Here is a 19,648-nt window from a genome sequence, read left to right as displayed (position 1 = left end):
GCAAAAATGAACAAAACAATTTTTTCGACCTTATTTCTGCTTATGACCATATCATTTGGTTTTGGTCAACAAGACGCGCAATTCACACAATACATGTACAATACACTGACTGTGAACCCTGCCTATGCAGGCTCACGAGAAGTTTTAGGCGTTTCTGTTCTTCACAGATCACAATGGGTCGGACTAGATGGTGCGCCCAGTACACAAACATTTAATATTCAGGGGCCATACAATGACAAAATAGGCCTGGGCTTTTCAATAGTTCACGATGAAATAGGTAATAATACCAATCAAAATACGTATTTCGATATTGCTTTTTCCTATACTGTACCCACATCGGAAAAATACAAACTTTCCTTCGGTTTGATGGCCGGCGGCCATTTGTTAAATGTCGATTTTAATAAATTGAGAAATTACAGCGCCAGTCTTACACCCTCTGTTGAAGACGAATTATACAAACGGTTTTCACCCAATATCGGTGCAGGAATATATTTTCACTCCGATAAGTTCTATATGGGCTTATCAGTTCCCGACTTTTTAGAATCCGAGCATTTTCAGAACCCAGATGATGAGGGTACCGCGATAGCTTCCGAGCGAATGAATATTTATCTGATTTCCGGATATGTTTTCGACCTCAGCCCTTCATTAAAATTTAAACCTGCATACCTCATAAAGGCTATTGCCGGAGCGCCAATTCAGGTAGATTTATCAGCCAATTTTTTAATCAATGAAAAAGTCACCTTGGGGGCGGCTTATCGTTTAGATGCGGCGATAAGCGCCTTGTTCGGTTTTCAAATGGGAAAAAGCTTTATGCTTGGCCTGGCCTATGATCGTGAAATATCTTCTTTGGGCGGTGAACAGTTCAACGGTGGTTCTTTTGAGGTTTTTCTAAGATATGAGTTTATCAAAAACGGTAAAATCGACCTAACCCCTAGATTCTTTTAGAAATGAGTTCTAAGTCAACATATCAACTTCTTCTACTTCTTTTTATTTCTTGGGGCTCTATAGGTTATTCCCAAAGAAAAAAGGAAATTTTAGAGTCGGATAATTTTGACCATTATGCCCACATGCAAGATATTGAATCGTATCCGTCATTACTTAAAAAAGGTTATGACGAGATTACGATTTATAAAAAATTAGGCAATGTCAACTATCACAATGCCAAATATGATGTGGCCACATTCTGGTATGAAAAACTTTTGGAAAATGATGAAGTATCTGTCTCTCCCGATTACCTATATCGTTATGCCCTCTCCCTTAAGTCTATAAAGAGATATGATGAATCTGACAAGTGGATGGAAACTTTCCGAAAAATTAAAGGAAATGATACGAGAGCTAATCTGTATGCCAAAAACTTAGATTATTTAAAGGAAATACAAATACCTAAGGAACAGTATACCATAGAGAACGTGCGAAACCTTAATTCTGAAGAATCTGATTTTGCGCCTTCCTATTTTCTAAACAACTTGGTCTTTACCACTTCACGTGACCTTGAATTACAGAAATACAATAAATTGCCCTATCTAAACCTCTACCAAGCCACTCTATCTTCAGAAGGTAAGCCCATAGAGCAAACCGCTTTTTCAGAAAACCTTAATACCATGGCCAATGAGTCTTCGACCGCGTTCTCAAAAGATGGCAAGACCGTTTATTTTACAAGAAATAATTTCTCTAAAAAATCTTTCAAACGAGATAAAAATGGGGTCAGCAGATTAAAAATCTACAGATCGTATCGAACAGGTGACTTTTGGGGCGAACCCTTCGACATTCCTTTTAATGGTACCGATTACTCCGTGGCCCACCCCTCATTGAACAGCGAGGGCACAAAGCTATATTTTGCTTCTGATATGCCTGGAGGCAAAGGTGCTTCAGATATTTATGTGGTAGATGTTCTATCGGACGGTAGCTTTGGAGAACCTCAAAATTTGGGTTCCCCTATCAATACAGAGGGTAAAGAAACATTTCCGTTTATAACCGAATCAGGCACCCTTTATTTTGCCTCTAACGGCCACCCAGGTCTTGGCGGTTTGGATATTTTTAAAGTAAATCTAACAGATGAGAAAAAGGTTCAGAATTTGGGTAGCCCTATCAACAGTCCTCAAGATGATTTTTCATTGGTCTTGAATCCATCCGAAGAAACAGGTTTTTTTGCATCTAACAGAAAGGGTGGGCAGGGCAATGATGACATCTACAGCCTTAAGCGAAGTGACACTGAATGCTTTACATTTATAGAGGGTAATGCCTTCGATAAAGATTCTGAAGCTCCTTTGGCCGAAACATTGATTGAAGCATTCGATAGCGAAGGTCAAAAGTTAGGAGAAACACTAACCGCATCAGACGGTTCTTATACCATACGGATACCATGTCAAGAAAAGCAATATGAACTTTCAGGTACTAAAGACGGTTATGAAGAAGGAAGTTTGTACATGTTGACGAACAGCGATAAAAAGCAGATTACGGGTACACGTTTAGAACTAGAACAATCGACCAAGGTGGCCGATGTTGGCTCCGATTTAGTTAAAATTCTCAAATTGACCCCCATCTATTTTGACTTGAACAGCTCTTACCTACGTAAAGATGCCTATGCCGAATTAGACAAGGTCGTAGACTACATGAGCAGAAGACCAGACATAAAATTGGCGGTAGGTTCACATACCGATAGCCGCGAAGGAGATGAATATAATCTATGGCTATCAGATCGAAGGGCCAAAAGAACAGTGGCATACATCATCTCAAAAGGTATAGATGCTTCTCGTATCTCTGGTCAAGGTTATGGTGAAACACAACTCTTAAATAGATGCGCCAATAAAATTTGGTGCTCTGAAAGCGAGCATCAACTGAACAGGCGCTCTGAATTTATTGTCATAGAAAAATAAATCATGACTTTGGTCAAGAAATGGCTTTACCCCTGCTAAAATAATTCAAGTAGCCGTATTTTTGCATAGACGAATTAACTATGCAAAAACACTTTAGAAAAGTCGCCAAGATATCTTTAGTTTTGGTATACCTAGTCATTATTGCCGGTGCGGTCGTTAGAATGACCGGAAGTGGAATGGGCTGCCCAGACTGGCCCAAATGCTTTGGACACTACATACCTCCTACCGATGTCTCTGAATTGCAATGGGCACCCGACACCGAAATAGAGAAAGGACAGATTATTATAGTAGACGAAAAACTTTTGGTTGCTACAAAAGATTTTAATACCGTTAAGACATTCAATCATCGAAATTGGGAAGCATACACAAAACACGACTATGCAAAATTCAACGTAGCCCACACTTGGATAGAATATATAAATCGTCTTTTTGGAGCATTGGCCGGTCTAGCTACATTGGCCTTGGCATTGCTCTCGATACCATTGTATAAAAAGAACAAAAAGGTGACCTTTTTATCTTGGTTGGTGGTATTCGCAATGGGTTTTCAGGCATGGTTAGGGGCTACTGTGGTCTATTCGGTTCTTGAGCCCGTAAAAATTACGGTGCATATGGTAATGGCCCTTGTTATTGTGGCTATGCTACTTTATATTCTTCATGCGGCCAAAAACGATTCAAATAGTTACCCTAAATCACACATTAATATTTTACCCTTGGTGACAATAACATTGTTCGTCACCTTGGTTCAAATCGTTTTGGGCACCCAAGTGCGACAATTTGTAGACGACCGCATTGACATTGTTGGTGAGGCAGCTAAAAATCTTTGGTTGACCGGTGTAGATTGGGAGTTTTACCTGCATCGTACCTTTTCTATTATAGTTGTTTTACTGAACGTTTTTCTGGCACAGCGCATCTACCGTCATCAACTTAATTTTAAAAAAATTAACTGGGTATTGTTATTGCTAACCCTTGAAGTTTTTACGGGTATCGCCATGTATTATCTTGATTTCCCTTTCGCTTCGCAGCCACTTCATTTGGTCTTGGCATCACTATTATTTGGTGTTCAGTTTTATTTGGTCTTAGAGGCCATAAGTTCTAGAAAACGATTTAAATCTTTGTAACTTTGCCTCCGCTCAAAAAGCAACGACAATGATTTATAAGATACGTATCATATTAGATGCCCAAGAGGATATATTCCGTGATATTGAAATCGAGGCCAATAATTCTATGGAAGAATTTCACAATTCAATAGCCCAATCTTTTGGTTTTTTAGGAAATGAAATGGCTTCTTTTTATACCTGTGATGAAGAATGGAACCAAGATGAGGAAATTGCTCTTTTCGATATGAGTGAAAATGGTTCTGATGTGCGTTTGATGAACGAAACTTTTTTAGAAGATGTATTGACGAGAGATAACCCTAAGCTAATTTATGTCTATGATTTCTTGAGCATGTGGACATTTTTTGTCGAACTTGCCGATATCGTTGAAAACGAACCGGGTGTATCTTATCCTAATCTTTTGTTCAGTTTTGGCGAATTGCCAGAAACACCACCCGAAAAGAATTTTGAATCAAAGCCCAAGTACGACTTTGACGATACTTTTGAAAACTACGACGACCTCGATTTTGATGAGAACTGGAACTAGTTTTATAATCCGTTCCAGTGAAATTCTAACATAACAAATTAATTACCTACCTGATCTATGATTAACCTCTATCCTACCCAAATTGAAACGATATCACTTCACCGCGTTGGCAACAAAAACAAAAGTGAGGGTATATTTTTGTCTGCCGAACCATTTTCATTAAATGATGAAACCACGGGTTTACTAAAAGAGTATTTCTTTAAACCATTTCGGGAAAAGGAAGAGAACTATTTTAAATTTACGAACGACGTTGATGTAGAGTTCAACGAACTTTTTAAAATAGCCAGCGATATATTCGCCGACCCTGATAGTACCCATCTAAACTCTAAAAGAATCGCTACTCATTTGTTCGAACAATCGAACCACCCGCATATAAAAAGTGGTGAGGTCTATGTGGTCTTTTTGTCAGGCATTATGTTAGACAATCAGAAAACTGATGCTATTGGTATTTTTAAAAGTGAGCTTAAACACGATTTTCTGCAGTTTGAAGAAAAAGGCAGTAATCTAGACATTGTAATTCAGCAGGGCATCAACATCAATAAATTAGACAAGGGGTGCCTTATCTTCAATGCAAATAAAGAGGAAGGTTATAAGATTTTATCGGTTGATAGCAACAGGTACGATGCGAAATATTGGCTAGAGAACTTTTTAGATGTAGAGGCCCTTGCCGATGAGAATTTCTATACCAAGAATTACCTCAAGTTCTGTCAGAATTTCGCAAAAGATGTAGTGTTACCAGCCGAAGATAAGCAACAAGAGGTTCTGTTTATGAACCGTGCAGTAAATCATTTTGCCAAAAATGATGAGTTTGAAGAAACAGGCTTTTTAAACGAGGTGATGGAAAACCCTGAATTAATTCCTGAGTTCAAGCATTATAAAGTAGAAAAAGGGCCGAAATATAGTATTGAAGATGTTTCAAACTTTGATATTGCAAATAAGGCCGTTTCGGATGTTAGAAAGAAAATCAAAAACGTCATTAATCTAGATACCAATATTCAGATAAAGATGGATTTCATTAATCCGGAATCTGCCCAAAAATTTGTGGAAAAAGGTTGGGACGAAGAACGACAGATGTATTACTATTTAGTTTATTTCAACAAAGAAGAAAAAAGCTAAACAATTAGATATTAGAATTTTATAAAATTTTAATATTCTGCTCGATAATCTGTTTCATGCTGACATCTTGGTAATTTCTACGTACAAAATTTAATGCTAAATCAAGTACTTCGCCCATTGTCTTACATTTTTTGAAATTAAGATCCATAGTGAGGTCATAAATTAGCTCTCGTAACATTTCAATATTCTCTGGGGTAGAAATGGTATCTTTTTTAACAATGTTGCGTAACTTCTTGATTCGGTTACCGGAGCTTAGTATTCTTTTGGCCACGATCGATCTTTCTTCAAGCTTGTATTGATCTACCGAATCGCGTAACAATTTGTTTCGAACCAATTCAACCATCTGAAAGTTTTCTTTAAAAAACTGAGGTCGATAGACCTTAAGTTTTCCCTCAAAACATTGTTGATCAAAATCTATGGCACGTATGCGGTATACCACATGGTCAAAATCGTGAACAGGTACTATTACATAGTTATAAGAGCGCATATCGCCCAACAAGCGAATCATACAACGCTCATTGAATTTCACGAATTCTTTAGCCAATTGAGACTTCTCTGATTCGGTGCAGGTAGGCAGCATATCTTTAATGAAAACATCACCTGGTATACCTGCAATATGCTCTTCGATTAGAGTGTCTTTATAGACTAAGAAGTTTAGGTTATATGGCGATAACATGTGCTCTAGCTCAAGCCCGTAAATGCGTGAAGCATCGGTTCTTTTCACGTAAAAATATGTGAAATTATCGTTTAGAATATTTCTGACTTTGATGCGAAATGGTTTTGAATTTCCGAAGGTGCAAAAATCGACTGCATCCACATTCAAATATTGATGAATATAACTACTACCATCAGAGTGCAGAATAGAGTACACTTTTTTCAGCGCACTATCAATTTCTTTTCTATCAAATTCAGAATAATATACCCGAATCCAAAGCGTATCTTCATCATTGGAATCATATACCACGACCGAGCCCGAAAAGCGAAGCAAATCCTCATAAAATATAGGAATCTCAATTTTTCGATTGTAGTGATTTAAATACTCGTCCAACTCCGGAATTACCGGATAAGCTGGTTTCTTTTTTGACATTAATCGCTCTTCAGACATATTCTTTCATTTTTCCTACAAATTCCTACAAACATCTATGGTTTTAAAGTCATAGACTTCAAATCTATAAGTTTTTAAATCAATACAACAAAGATAACCCACTTGGCAACATTTATTTATCTAGGTCGGTAATACATCTTTAATTTGTTGTAGTTGCCAAATCAGACCAAACCAATGATTACCCTACTAAGACCCTATTTGAAAAGCCTATTATTTCTAATCATAGTTTTTTCTAGCCAAATTGCATTTTCTCAATTAAGCGACCTACACTATTTGCCGCCAATGAAGCAGGGGCAAAACAACCAAGGTATTCAGCAACAAGCTATCTATTTATCTACTCCTGAAACAAGCGCGTTTACAGTAAATGCGTACCAAGGCACCTCAAATGCCATTGTAAGAACTTTCAGTATCGATAACCTCAATGCTGGAGTATGGACATTGGGTAATGGCGATAACAACATTACTCTGGTAAATAACAATAATACCGGAGTTGTACTGACCAACAGCGGATTACGATTTGAGTCTCCGAGCGGAAAAAAGTTCTATGTCAACTACAGAGGTAAATCTGGTTCTCAGGCTGCTTCATTGACCGCCAAGGGTAGGCAAGCTATGGGTACTAACTTTAAATGGGGCGGTGTACCCAATAAAGGCAGTCATTCCTCAAAATCGAATACCTTAGGTATTATGGCTACCGAAGACAATACGACCGTAGTTTTGTCTGGGTATGACCCAGGTTGTGAGTTTAGAGTGGGCAACGATAGAGCTGGTATTATTTCAAATTCGCATACCATAACTCTAGACGCAAACGAATCATTCGTATATGAAACCTATATCGGTAATAGTCCAACACAGGCCCATGAAGACGGTTGGATCGGTGCTTCAATAGTATCTACTAAAGATATAGTGATCAGTAACGGTTCTATAAACTTTGGCAGTGAAGATGGGCAAAGCCATAGAGATGCCGGTATCGACCAACCGGTACCGATTAATAAATTAGGTAAAGAATACGTGTTTATCAGAGGTAATGGCAACACCAACGGACTTACCGAATTTCCACTGGTTATTGCAACGGCAGATAACACTCAGGTTTTCGTAAACGGCAGCTCAACACCAGTAGCAACCATAAATAACGGTGAATATTATAAAATACCTAGTTCTTACTACTCTTCGAACACTGTAGGGGCAAACATGTTCGTACAAACCTCAAAAGATGTATATGCCTACCAATCTATGGCAGGTTCGAGCAATTTATACACACAAGGGTTGAATTTTGTGGCTCCCGTTAATTGTTTGTTACCCGATTATCTGGATAATATTCCGGATATTCGAAATATTGCAGGTTCGACGGTAACCGGCGGTCTAACAATTATAGCATCTGTAAATACCACAGATGCCAATATAAAAATATATGAAGATGGAACCGAAATCAGTAAACCACCCTCTAGCCCTGTAGCCGGATCAGCAGATTGGAAAACATTTTACATTCCCAATCTAGATGGAGACATAAGTGTAACATCGACCGGGCCTATGGCTATCGGTTTTTTTGGTTTTAACGGAGCTCAGGGTGTTGCAGGTTATTTTTCCGGTTTTGATACCGTACCTGTTGTAGATCTTGGAATACGCGGTGGTAGTGGATGTTTTGTTGGGTCTGAGATTTTTGAAGCAACGGGTAACTTTGATGCTTACCAGTGGTACGGTGATGGAGAAATGATTCCCGGTGCCAACGGTGAGAGCTTTGCCCCTACCGTCGCCGGCGATTATTTTGTTCGCGGTACCAAAGGGCCCTGTACCTACGACTCCCAGCCAATTTCTGCCTACTATTGTGACCCCGATGTGGTTTTGAACAAAACCGTGGACAAACCGGAAATTAAAGAAGGGGAAAGAGCGACCTTTACAATTAAAGTAAGGAATTTAGGTGTAGGTCCTTTGACTAATCTTCGCATTACAGATAATATTCCTTCTGGACTTACTTTAATAAGTGCCCAGACCATTTCAGGAAGTTGGAGTGGCAACACATGGAATATCGGTACCCTTAACGGTGGGGAAACAGCCTTTTTAAATTTGGAGGTGCAAGCAGATGAAATAGCTATACTGCCTTTACTCAACCTCATCAACACAGCTATTAATTCACAAGACCAAACCGATACCAATATCACCAAAGACAACCCTTCCGCCCGATTGATAGTACATAATGACTTTGACAACGACGGTGTAGTAGATAGTGTCGACTTAGATGATGATAACGATGGAATTTTAGATACGGTCGAGCAAATGTGTATCATTTCCAATGATGTTGTCTTTACCTCACCATCAACTACCGTGCAAGGTGGAAATGCAGTTACCGAGATTTTCACCAATTTCAATGATTTGTGGAGAAGTTCCACTTCTTCCAGAAACCCTTTATTGCCCAACTTGTCACATGAATTATTGGCATTTACCTCTGGAGGAACCACTTTTACCACAGGCGTTTTAGACGATGACATTTATGACTCTAACGGAAATGGGTTATTAGACGGCATAGACACCAATAATGATGGTACTGCGGATATTTCGGCCACAGAATCTAATTGGATGGCCCTATCCCCTTCAAAGAATATTTATAGCGAAGCTACCCTAGAAGCTAGTTTTAATGATGGCGACCCGAACAATGCACAAGGTTTGACCGTTGTAAACGACCCCGCAACAGATCCCTTAAATCCATTATTGACCCACGGACAAAACGGGTTGGACCTTGGAACCGGTATTGCCAACGTTGGTGATACCTGGGTGTACGAAATCGACCCCATCGTTGTAACCAATGTAGGTGATGGAATTCCCGATATTCTATTGACGCAAGTCGCAGACCCCAGTGGCGTAGGCCATACGGTAAGTCTTTATGACGCTACCGGAGCTCCACTAGGTAATGCCGTACGCGTGCAAGCCTCAAGTGGTGGCGCGCTTAATAGCATTGTGGGTTCATATAGATTAGATGTTTACCATGCCAACGGAAGTGTCTTTTTCAATAATACGACCAGAGATTATCGCTTGGCAACCGTTGAGTTATCAGAATTCAATATTCCGGCCGCTAGTCTGAGTGACGTAGCTTACCTGCGATTGCAACTTGGCTCCAATGCCGACGTCGCCTTTTTATCCTATAATACAGCTTCCTTTTCAGGATTTTGTGCCAATTTAGATACCGATATGGATGGCTTTCCTGATCATTTAGATTTGGATAGCGATGGAGACGGATGTAGTGACGCTAATGAATATTATAAAGATAACAATGCCGATGGTGGTGATGGTGGAGAATATGGCACGGGAGTGCCTGTGGTCGACCCTAATGATGGAACCGTAATCGATGCCTCTTACGTTCAAGTGTTTGCCCCAATTATTATTCTTGGCAATACTTCTGAAGATTTAGGAGGAGCCGATATTAACGGTCAAGAACTTAGTCTAGGTCAAACGTTCAACTACGCCATCAGGTTTCAAAACACAGGAGACGATGATGCGACGAATTTCACTATTAGAGATGTACTGCCTACGGGAGTCACCGTTGAAAGTTTTGACTACTCCAACGCTCCCGGAGTTACTGAAAATTACGACCCGGTAAGCCATACGGTCACTTTTACCATTCCCGATAACTTAGTGGAGATAGGCGACCCAGAATATAAAATTGCCATTGAAGTCGCTGTTTCCGGTGACTGTTCAGAATTTGTAGCTGCTTGTGCCTCGCAATTGGAGAACCATGCCTATGCTACCTATCAAGGAATCGTTAATTCCAGTACCTTCTCCGATGAAGATGGCAGTAATCCTGCAGGGGCATGTATTACCGATCAAGAAGTAGCCTCTAACAGTTTGGCCAATGCATTGCAAGATTGCGATGTAGCTAGGTCGGTACTCTTATGTGGTGATTTTGTCACATTAACGGCCGGTGACGGATTCACATCTTACACTTGGGCCATTGACAACAACAATAATGGTCAAATAGACGGCTCCGATACCTTATTGAACGATGGCGATCCTGATTCTGAACCAAGAACAATGGTGGTAACCAGCATTGGTAATTATATCGTAGAAAAAACAGCAGCTTCAGGCTGTGATGACCATATTGAAAGAATTAGGGTCAACCGCTTTGGAGATGTTCAGACCAACCCCATTGTAGATTACTTCAATCAGGTAAATAGTGATTCCAATCCCGATAATGATTTACAGGGGGAAATAGTCACGTGTTCGATTGATGGGGACGAGTTACCAAAAATTTTCCTTTGCGGGTCTAATGATAGCGCCCTTTTACAATTGGGAATTACCGATGCCCAAAGCATTACATGGCAAAAACTAGACGAAACCAGCTGTTCTGACGCTGGTGATGACTGTGCCAACAAAAATGGTACCTGTACTTGGAACAACTTGGTGCAGCAGAACAACTATACGGTTACCGAAAGCGGAAGCTACCGCGTGGTAATTGCTTATGAAAACGGATGTTTTAGTAGGTTCTACTTCAATGTTTTCCAAAACACATTGGATATTGCCTACATCCCTACCGACATCGTTTGTAACACCAATGGTAGTATTCGCATAACCAACCCCACCAGCGGTTATGGTTATCAATTATTCAATGTGACCAATGATGCAATTGAAACTCCTTTTAGCGCGGGGCAGGGTCCAAATTTCGATATTGCCAACAACGGTACTTATAAAGTTCAGGCTACACAACTGAATCCTTCAACAGGAGCACCAATTGCCAATAGTTGTGTTTTTGAAACGGAAGATATTGGTATCCAAAGAAGGGATTATGAGGTGAACCTCAGTAGTACAACTGCCGACTGTGATGAGCAAGGTACCATTAGTGTTCAAGCGCTTAATGTACTTCCAGACTATAGTTATGAGTTATACATTGATGATGGAAGCAATGGAGGAGCAGGCAGTTTTGTGACATCGGAGCTTGTAAAAGCCGATAACACCCATACGTTTACCGGTGTAGTACCTGGCGATTATATTGTTGTTACCTCCACCACTGATGGTTGTACCGACACCCAGACCATAACCGTAAATGAAATTCCTGAATTACGATTAACTGCCAATACTGAAAACCATATCACCTGTAGTGCCGGCGTGGTTAATCTTGCCGTTACTGGAGGAACTACCGGACACCAATACGCTATTTGGAGTAAAAATGGAGTTTTAAATTATGCCGATACGGCCAGTATTCCGGATACCGACTTCGTAGGAAGTACCAATTTCTATTTCGGATATAGAGGAAATCCTGCGACCTACTTCCCTAATGAAGATGGTGAATATGTTTTTGTAGTGAAGGATGATAATGGATGTTTCGCCCTTTCAAACAGCGTTCAAGTTGACGACTTAGGAGCGGTCACTGTTTCCGCCTCACATACCGATATCCTTTGCGCCGATTCCGCCACCTCAACATTGACCATTAATACCACTGGTGGAACTGCACCTTACCAATATAGTTTGGATGGAGGTGTTACCTATCAGAATGAAAACTTTTTCAATAACTTGACTGCCGGAATTTATACGGTGACAGTAAGTGATTCTAGCGGCACTGTAGATAATAGATGTACCGAAAGCATCGAGTATGAAATCACCCAACCTTTCAGGTTAACGGGCTCGGCCACCATTGTGGAGGATGCCTCTTGTGACCCAAGCGGTGCACTAGTGAAAATATTGAACCCTAACGGAGGTCAAGCTCCGTATACATATAGTTTTGACGGAGGTTCCAACTTTATTGCAACGGATAATAGCAGGCTAACCGCAGGCACCTATCAATTGGTACTTAGAGATGCTCTTGGCTGTACTTTTGATATGGAATTGACCGTACCTAGTGAAACCCCGGACCCAAATTTAAATACCACAATTACCTATAATTGTGATGGTACGGGAGAAGTGACCGTTAATACCGACAATGCAACCGACTTCAACTATACATATGAACTTAATACCGTTGCTAACACTCCTGAAGATTCTAATGTTTTCAGCAATGTAGCGGCTGGCACCCATACCATTACCGTCGGATATTCCAGTGCCTTGGGCGCGGAACAAAGTATGTTGTTCTTTGAGAATTTTGGTACAGGAGCCACTACTCAAATTGGTGAAATAGGTACCGGATACTGCTATGAACCACAAAATGGTTCTGAAACGGCCTGTAACTTAGGTCCAGCAGGCATTTTGGTGAGTGGTGAATACACCGTTACCAATTTTGTAACCAACCCCATCTCGGCATGGAGAAGTCCGAACGATCATACCGGGTTGACCAATGGCAGGTTCTTGGCCGTAGACGTTCGTGTGCATGATAATGAAGACGACTCTATCTTATGGAAAAGGGAAAATCTAGAAGTGCTTCCAAATAGACCAATAACGGTAGCTTTCTCCGCCTATAACTTAAGAAGGGTAACTGCTTACGGAAACAACCCAGATGTATTAGTAGAGTTAGTTAATAGCTCAGGAACTGTACTAGGTTCTGGTACCACGGGGGATATTCCTAAAAACACGGATGCCGATAGCTGGTACGACTACAGTTTTACTTTTGATCCGGGTACAAATACCGATGTTAGCGTCATTTTTAAAACCAATTTGAACAGCGCCGATGGCAACGACCTTATTTTAGATGACATACACGCGACGCAAGTACCTGAAGTTTGTGAAAAAACGCAAGATTTGACCGTTGTAGTAGAATCAGGGAAAGAGTTTGAAGTAAGTATTTTGGGTAGCACCTCACCTACTTGTAACGGTGCGAATAATGGAAATATCCGTTTCGAAGTGAACAATTTTGATCCTGCCTTTGGATATGAGTATTCTTTGGATGGAGGTACAAGTTGGATAGCTGAAGCCACTACACCGTTTACAACTCCCTCCACTTTAGGAGACGGAAATTATGGTATTATGGTACGAAAAGTGGACGATAACTCATGCACCGCAATCTCAGCCTCAACCGTTACATTGACATCACCAAATGCGTTAACAGCAGGTTTAATACAAACGGCAGAATTCACTTGTTTCAATACCGGAGCCACTTTAGAGGCCTCCGCTTCCGAAGGTACTCCTAGTTATGAATATCAGCTAGAGTTGACCGATGGTACTATGGTAAGAGCTTTTAGTAATTCACCTCAATTTCTAAATGTTCCTGCCGGTGATTATTTAGTGCGAGTAAGTGACCAGAATAATTGTGAAGTTTTATCTTCTTCACCAGTAACGGTAACGGCGCCGACCCCGGTAGCTTTTGACTTAACGGCAACCCAATGTTATGATGGACTAAGCAATGGTTCCGTAACTGCAACAGTGACCGATGGCAACGGTAATTATACATTTAGAATAAATGCCGGAGCATGGCAAACCCCTACTCCAATTAATAATTTGGCCTATACCTTCAACAATCTATCTGAAGGAACTTACGATATTGAAGTAACGGATCAATACGGTTGTACTTCTGGCATTCAAGTGATAACCATCGCCCCTACTATTGCCCTAAGTGTGACGGCTACGAATGCGAGTGTTTGTGCCGATGGTTCATTGACCGCAAATGCTTCTGGTGGAGATGGAAATTTTGAATACGCTTTTATTCCTTCCGGAAATACAGTCACAGATACCGATTTTTCACCTTCAAATTCTGCTTCTATTCCATTGTCCGATGTTGGAGATTATGACATCTATGTAAGAGATAAAGCCAACGGCACCAACTACTGTGAGCGAATGGAAACCGAAACGGTTCAAGCCAACCCGACACTAGCATTTACTGCCACACCAACAGATGCAGAGTGTTTCGGTGGTACGGGAAGTATCGCAGTTAGTATTACGGGCGGGCTAGCACCATTCGACTACCGATTGGTCGATGTTACCAATGGTACTCCTGACCAAATACAAAATGATGTTGTTAACAATTCGAGAACATACTTCAACCTAGCTCCTAGCACCTACGATATTGTTATTACCGATGAATCGGGATGTTCTGAAACCGTATCGGGTATTGTTGTAGATGAACCAATTGAATTGACTGCTGATGTAGAAGGTAGAACCCCTACCGCGTGTACGGGCGACCCCAACGACTTCGGATTTGACTTTTTAAATTACCCTACCTCCATAGGCACTGTTGAATTTAGTGATGATGGTGGTGCGACTTGGCAGACTTCTGACCAATTTAGAGGGTACTTATCAGGTGATGAAGTAGACCCTTCATTAAGAACTATCGATGGTAGTGGCAATACGGTGTGTCAAACAGACCTACCTAGATTTATCGTTCCCTTTCCTTTAGATGATTTAGACATTACCCTTCTACCCATAATCGTTAACTGTACCGAGTTGCAGGTAAGTGTACGAGGCCAAAACGGGACCGCCCCTTATGAATATACCTATTCGGAAGATCCCGCTAATTTTGATATTGTGAGTCCTGCTCACGGATGGACAACTACATACCCTGCGGGTTCTACACATACTTTCACCAATTTGATTCCCGGTAGAACATATGCTTTCTACGTACGAGATGCCGTAGGTTGTGTAAGACAAAGTAGTGTCAACGTTAATGATATTATAACCAATCCTATGGATATTTCTGCGTCCATTACGCCTACTTGTGATAGTTCTAGTACAGGAATCATTAGATACACCATTGTAGATACCGATGGTAGTACGGAAACTGATATGCAGTGGACACTTTATGATGTGGACGGAAACGTAATTCGCAACAGCCCAGGTGTTATATCTTACGCTAATACTATTGAAATACTGAATCTACCTGCCAATGAATATTATATAGAGGTACAGCAAGTTGATGCAGGCGGTACTCCACAATGTATCAGCGCAAGTGAGAATGAAATTTTAGATGAGCTAGAAGTCATTACAGGAGTGCCACAATCCATTCAGGATATCAGTTGTGAAAATCCGGGACTTATCGAAATAGATAATGTTCAAGGCGGTGGCGGAAACTATTTCTATACCGTTACAGGACCCGGCACTTTTACTACTATCACCGCTTCAGGAGATAATCCAATAGAAATACCTGCCAACTCACCTGCCGGAAATTACAATGTAAGCGTTGAAGACCAATATGGTTGTAGTTATTCATTGGGTTCGGTTAGCATGAATTTCATGGCAGCACCGACTATCGATGATATCAATATCGATAATTGCGATACCAATGCCACAATAACTATCAGCGCAAGTGGAACCGGTACAATTCTTTATTCTTTAGATGGAGGGAGCACCTATCAAAGCAATGGCGGAACTTATAGTACCATACCCGCCGGAAATTACGATGTATTTATTAAAGATGCTTCCGGCTGTACAGCTACTCAAAATATTGACGTTCACCCTACTCTACAGGCTACTGTAGGTTTAGACAAGCAACTAGGCTGTGGTGCCGGTAATGAAGCCGAAATAGCCATTGAAGCAATTGCTGGTTCAGGAATTTATGAATTCGAGATTTTAGATAGTTCGGCAGGTATCAAAGTTGCTCGACAATCTTTAGTTCCTAATCCCTCTAATGTAACCATTGACATCGCAGATACCTATACTGTAAATGTCTATGATATGGGCACTGCATCACCACAATGTAGCAGAAGTTATATTATAGAAGTTCCTTTGGCCATTCAACCAGATTTTACCGCCAACCCGACCGCCGTATCTTGCCCAGGTGCCAATGATGGTCGCATAGAATTAGCTCAGGTGAATAATGGCAACAACCCATTGACTTACACTTTAAACCCTATGCCTGCAGGTGCTAATTGGGATTCGACAACACAGTCATTCATCAACCTACCGGGTGACAATTACACCATTACCGGCTCAGGTCCAAATGGGTGTGAAACAGTTATAAATTCAACGGTAGATGAAAATGCTGTACTTGCATTCGATGTTCCCAATGTGGTTCAATTCGGCTGTTCTAGTGACAATGAAGTGGATAATGCGACTATTTCCATTAACACAGCAAGTATTTCAGGCGGCACAGGCACCTATAATAGATTCGTATTTATCGACGATGCCACCAACAACATACTTCAAGATAGCAACAGCACCAGTTATTTCTATACCGATGTAAATGGTGGCGACGTCATCGTTCGTGTGTATGATAACCAAGGTTGCCCTGCGGAACACGTTGTAACAGTGAATGCTTACGATGCCTTGGTCGATGCCACTATTTCGGTGGACAGAAACATTGATTGTGTCAATAGTGGAGAAGATATCAGTATTGATGTGACCAGCACATTTACTAACTACAGTGGCAATCCGGCCAATTACGAGTTTAGACAGTTGCCTTCGGTTACGTATCAGGTATCGAATCAATTCTTGAACCTTTCTGCCGGAACATACACCTTTGGAATCAGAAATGTAACCACTGGTTGCGAGATCATTAGAAGCCATACGGTGGAAGAGCCCAATACTTTTGATATTACGGTAGAAAAATTATCGGATGTAATTTGCCACGGAGGTGATGGAAGTATTCGTTTAACAGTAGTAGATGCCGTTTATACAGGTGGATTTAGTTATACTATCTTCAATGGCTCAGGTACACCTGTTCAATCGGGAAGTTCTGTTAACGTAGGTCCTACCCCGGCCATTTTGGTACCCGCAGGAAATTATACAGTAGAGGTTACACAAGATGCCTTCCCAGAGTGTACACAAACAAGAAGTTTTAGTATTTCGACCCCGGAAGCTCCACTAGCTCTAGACCCAATTATTACAGAAGAAGTTGGATGTAACAACAATCGCGGAAGTGCCCAAATAGTACCTACTGGTGGCGAGGCACCTTACGACATTGTTATGACCCATAATACTTCCGGAACCAATTACACGGCCAATGATGTACATTCCTTCTTGTTTCAAGGTCTAGGTGCCGGTCAGTACAGCATTCAAATTACGGATGCCTTGGGTTGTGTTGCCAACTTCAATAATGCCTTTGATTTGGTGGTACCAGACCCGATAACCGCTTCCATATCAAATACGGATTTGGTTTGCGAGGGCGATTATGACGCATCGGTAACAGCTTCGGTCAATCCAAGAAATGTAACTGCTAATTATAGATACATCTTGAACAGTTACGATGATATGGCAGGAAGCAATTTGTTAGTGGCATCGGCATCTCAGACAAACAACACGTTCAATAATCTAGTCAGTGGTTTCTATAGCGTTTCCATTTTCGATGATATGGACTGTGAGTTTGAAACTACCATTATTGAAATTGTAGAGCCTACAGACGTCAAAGGTCAATTAACGACCTCTCAAATGATGACATGTCAGAACAATGCAGAATTGTTATTAACAGCATCAGGTGGTACAGCACCTTATATGTGGAGTGTTGACGGTATTAACTTTAATATCATGAACGGTTCTGGTGGTGCCAATACACATCTATTCACCAATGTAACACAGGGTGAGTATCAATACTTTGTGCGCGACAGTTTCAACTGTGTATCTATACTAACCAATTCCGTCAACGTAAATGAGGTAGAAGATTTAACCGCTACAATCGACTTATCTGCAGCCAGAGTGGCTTGTCATGGTGACAATACAGCGGTTATTCATGCCCAAGCGGCTGGAGGCCTAGGAAATTACCAATACGCCCTGTTTAGCGATTCAGGCCTCATCAACGAAGTAAGACCAAATCAAGCAAACGGACTATTCACAGATTTGATTATTGGAGACTATTATCTAAGGGTAGAGAGTGGCGATTGCCAATTTGTTTCCACTAGAATTCAGATTGCAGAACCCACACCATTGGTAGTATCTGCAGATATAAACAACGTTAGTTGTAATGGTGCCGAAGACGGTAGTATCGATATTGATGTTACAGGTGGTGCCGGCACCTATCAATACGCCATTTCACCAAACTTGAATCAGTTCTTCGACGAGAACTTGTTTGATGAACTTGCTCCGGGAGATTATACCATTATTGTACAGGATGCCAATGGTTGTTTCGAAGTCATAGAAGCATCTATTGCTGAGCCGGAAGTACTTGAAGTAAATGCCACTTCAACACCTGAAATTTGTGTGGGTGAAGAAAATGGCACCATAGACCTGACCATATCCGGTGGTACAGCTCCATATAGTACACGCTTGGCAACGGAATCTACTTATATCGAAAATCGAACCTTTTTTGAAAATTTGGCCGGTGGTGATTACATTATTTACGTTCAAGATGCGAACGGCTGTGAAGATAATGTTTTCATTAGTGTCGCTGGCGGTGTCAATTTGAATGCCTTGGTCGAACCGGTTTATGGCTGTAATGGTAATACTCCAAATAACTACATCAACATTATTCTTGAAGATACGAGTATCGAAGACGAGGTGTTGTTCGGTATAGACACGACGGACCCGTCTGAGATGCAGTTAAATCCATTCTTTAGAGATTTACCCCCAGGTAACCATTATGTTGCTATTTCCCATGAAAATGGCTGTATTGCGACACACAGCTTTATTATAGATGACTATGAACCGTTACAAATTGCGGTAACCCAGACCAATATCAATGAAATAACCGCAACGGTCACGGGAGGCAAAGAAGAGTATACAATTTACTTTGGCGATGTTAGCAATGGCGCTGACAATACCTACTTCATCAAAGAAACCGACACTTATTTGGTAACGGTTATTGACGAAAATGGTTGTGAGGCCTCTGCTAGTATTTTTATGGAATTCATAGATATTGAAATCCCTAATTTCTTTACACCGAATGGCGATGGTGCCAACGATATTTGGCAACCTAAAAACATGGAAATCTTCCCTGACATCTACATCAGTATTTATGATAGATATGGAAGAACTGTTTATACTTTCAAGGATAATGAAGATGGTTGGGATGGAATTTACCAAAACAGCAATCTACCATCAGGCGATTACTGGTACATTATCAAACTCAATGGTGAATCTGACACGAGAGAATTCGTAGGTCACTTTTCATTGTACAGATAAACATAGTTAAGTT

Annotated in this window: 7 protein-coding genes; 6 read left to right on the top strand and 1 reads right to left on the bottom strand. The window is 40.8% G+C overall.

All coding sequences use genetic code 11. From position 1 onward, the window contains the following. Positions 1 to 6 precede the first annotated feature (6 nt). From IV512_RS14450 to IV512_RS14430, 5 genes are all read left to right on the top strand, one after another. Entirely contained in the window at positions 7 to 945 is a 939-nt protein-coding gene (locus IV512_RS14450; RefSeq protein ID WP_209404573.1) for a type IX secretion system membrane protein PorP/SprF, read from the top strand. A 2-nt stretch (positions 946 to 947) separates the two neighbouring features. After that, positions 948 to 2,876: an OmpA family protein gene (locus tag IV512_RS14445; protein ID WP_209404571.1), complete on the top strand. Its 1,929-nt coding sequence runs from the start codon at positions 948 to 950 to the stop codon at positions 2,874 to 2,876. An 80-nt stretch (positions 2,877 to 2,956) separates the two neighbouring features. Then, a complete protein-coding gene (locus IV512_RS14440; RefSeq protein ID WP_209404569.1) occupies positions 2,957 to 3,994 on the top strand; it encodes a heme A synthase in 1,038 nt (345 codons plus the stop codon). A gap of 28 nt (positions 3,995 to 4,022) precedes the next feature. Further along, positions 4,023 to 4,517: a hypothetical protein gene (locus tag IV512_RS14435; RefSeq protein WP_209404567.1), complete on the top strand. Its 495-nt coding sequence runs from the start codon at positions 4,023 to 4,025 to the stop codon at positions 4,515 to 4,517. A 57-nt stretch (positions 4,518 to 4,574) separates the two neighbouring features. Further along, positions 4,575 to 5,633 (top strand): nucleoid-associated protein, encoded by a 1,059-nt coding sequence (locus tag IV512_RS14430; protein WP_209404565.1) that lies wholly within the window; start codon positions 4,575 to 4,577, stop codon positions 5,631 to 5,633. Positions 5,634 to 5,652: 19 nt separating this feature from the next. Here the strand turns inward: IV512_RS14430 and IV512_RS14425 are convergent, their stop codons facing one another. Further along, complete coding sequence (locus IV512_RS14425) at positions 5,653 to 6,738, bottom strand: hypothetical protein (RefSeq protein ID WP_100869223.1); 1,086 nt, start codon at positions 6,736 to 6,738, stop codon at positions 5,653 to 5,655. A gap of 174 nt (positions 6,739 to 6,912) precedes the next feature. Between IV512_RS14425 and IV512_RS14420 the strand changes: the two genes are divergently transcribed. Then, the gene (locus IV512_RS14420) at positions 6,913 to 19,635 is read left to right on the top strand and encodes a T9SS type B sorting domain-containing protein (RefSeq protein WP_209404563.1); all 12,723 of its coding nucleotides are present in this window, start codon (positions 6,913 to 6,915) and stop codon (positions 19,633 to 19,635) included. The last annotated feature ends 13 nt before the right edge of the window (positions 19,636 to 19,648 follow it).

The sequence above is a fragment of the Pseudozobellia sp. WGM2 genome (assembly GCF_017810075.1).
Lineage (GTDB): Bacteria > Bacteroidota > Bacteroidia > Flavobacteriales > Flavobacteriaceae > JADNYK01.
The sequence above is the reverse complement of the archived record's forward strand: the minus strand, read 5'-3'. Positions and strand labels throughout refer to the sequence as shown.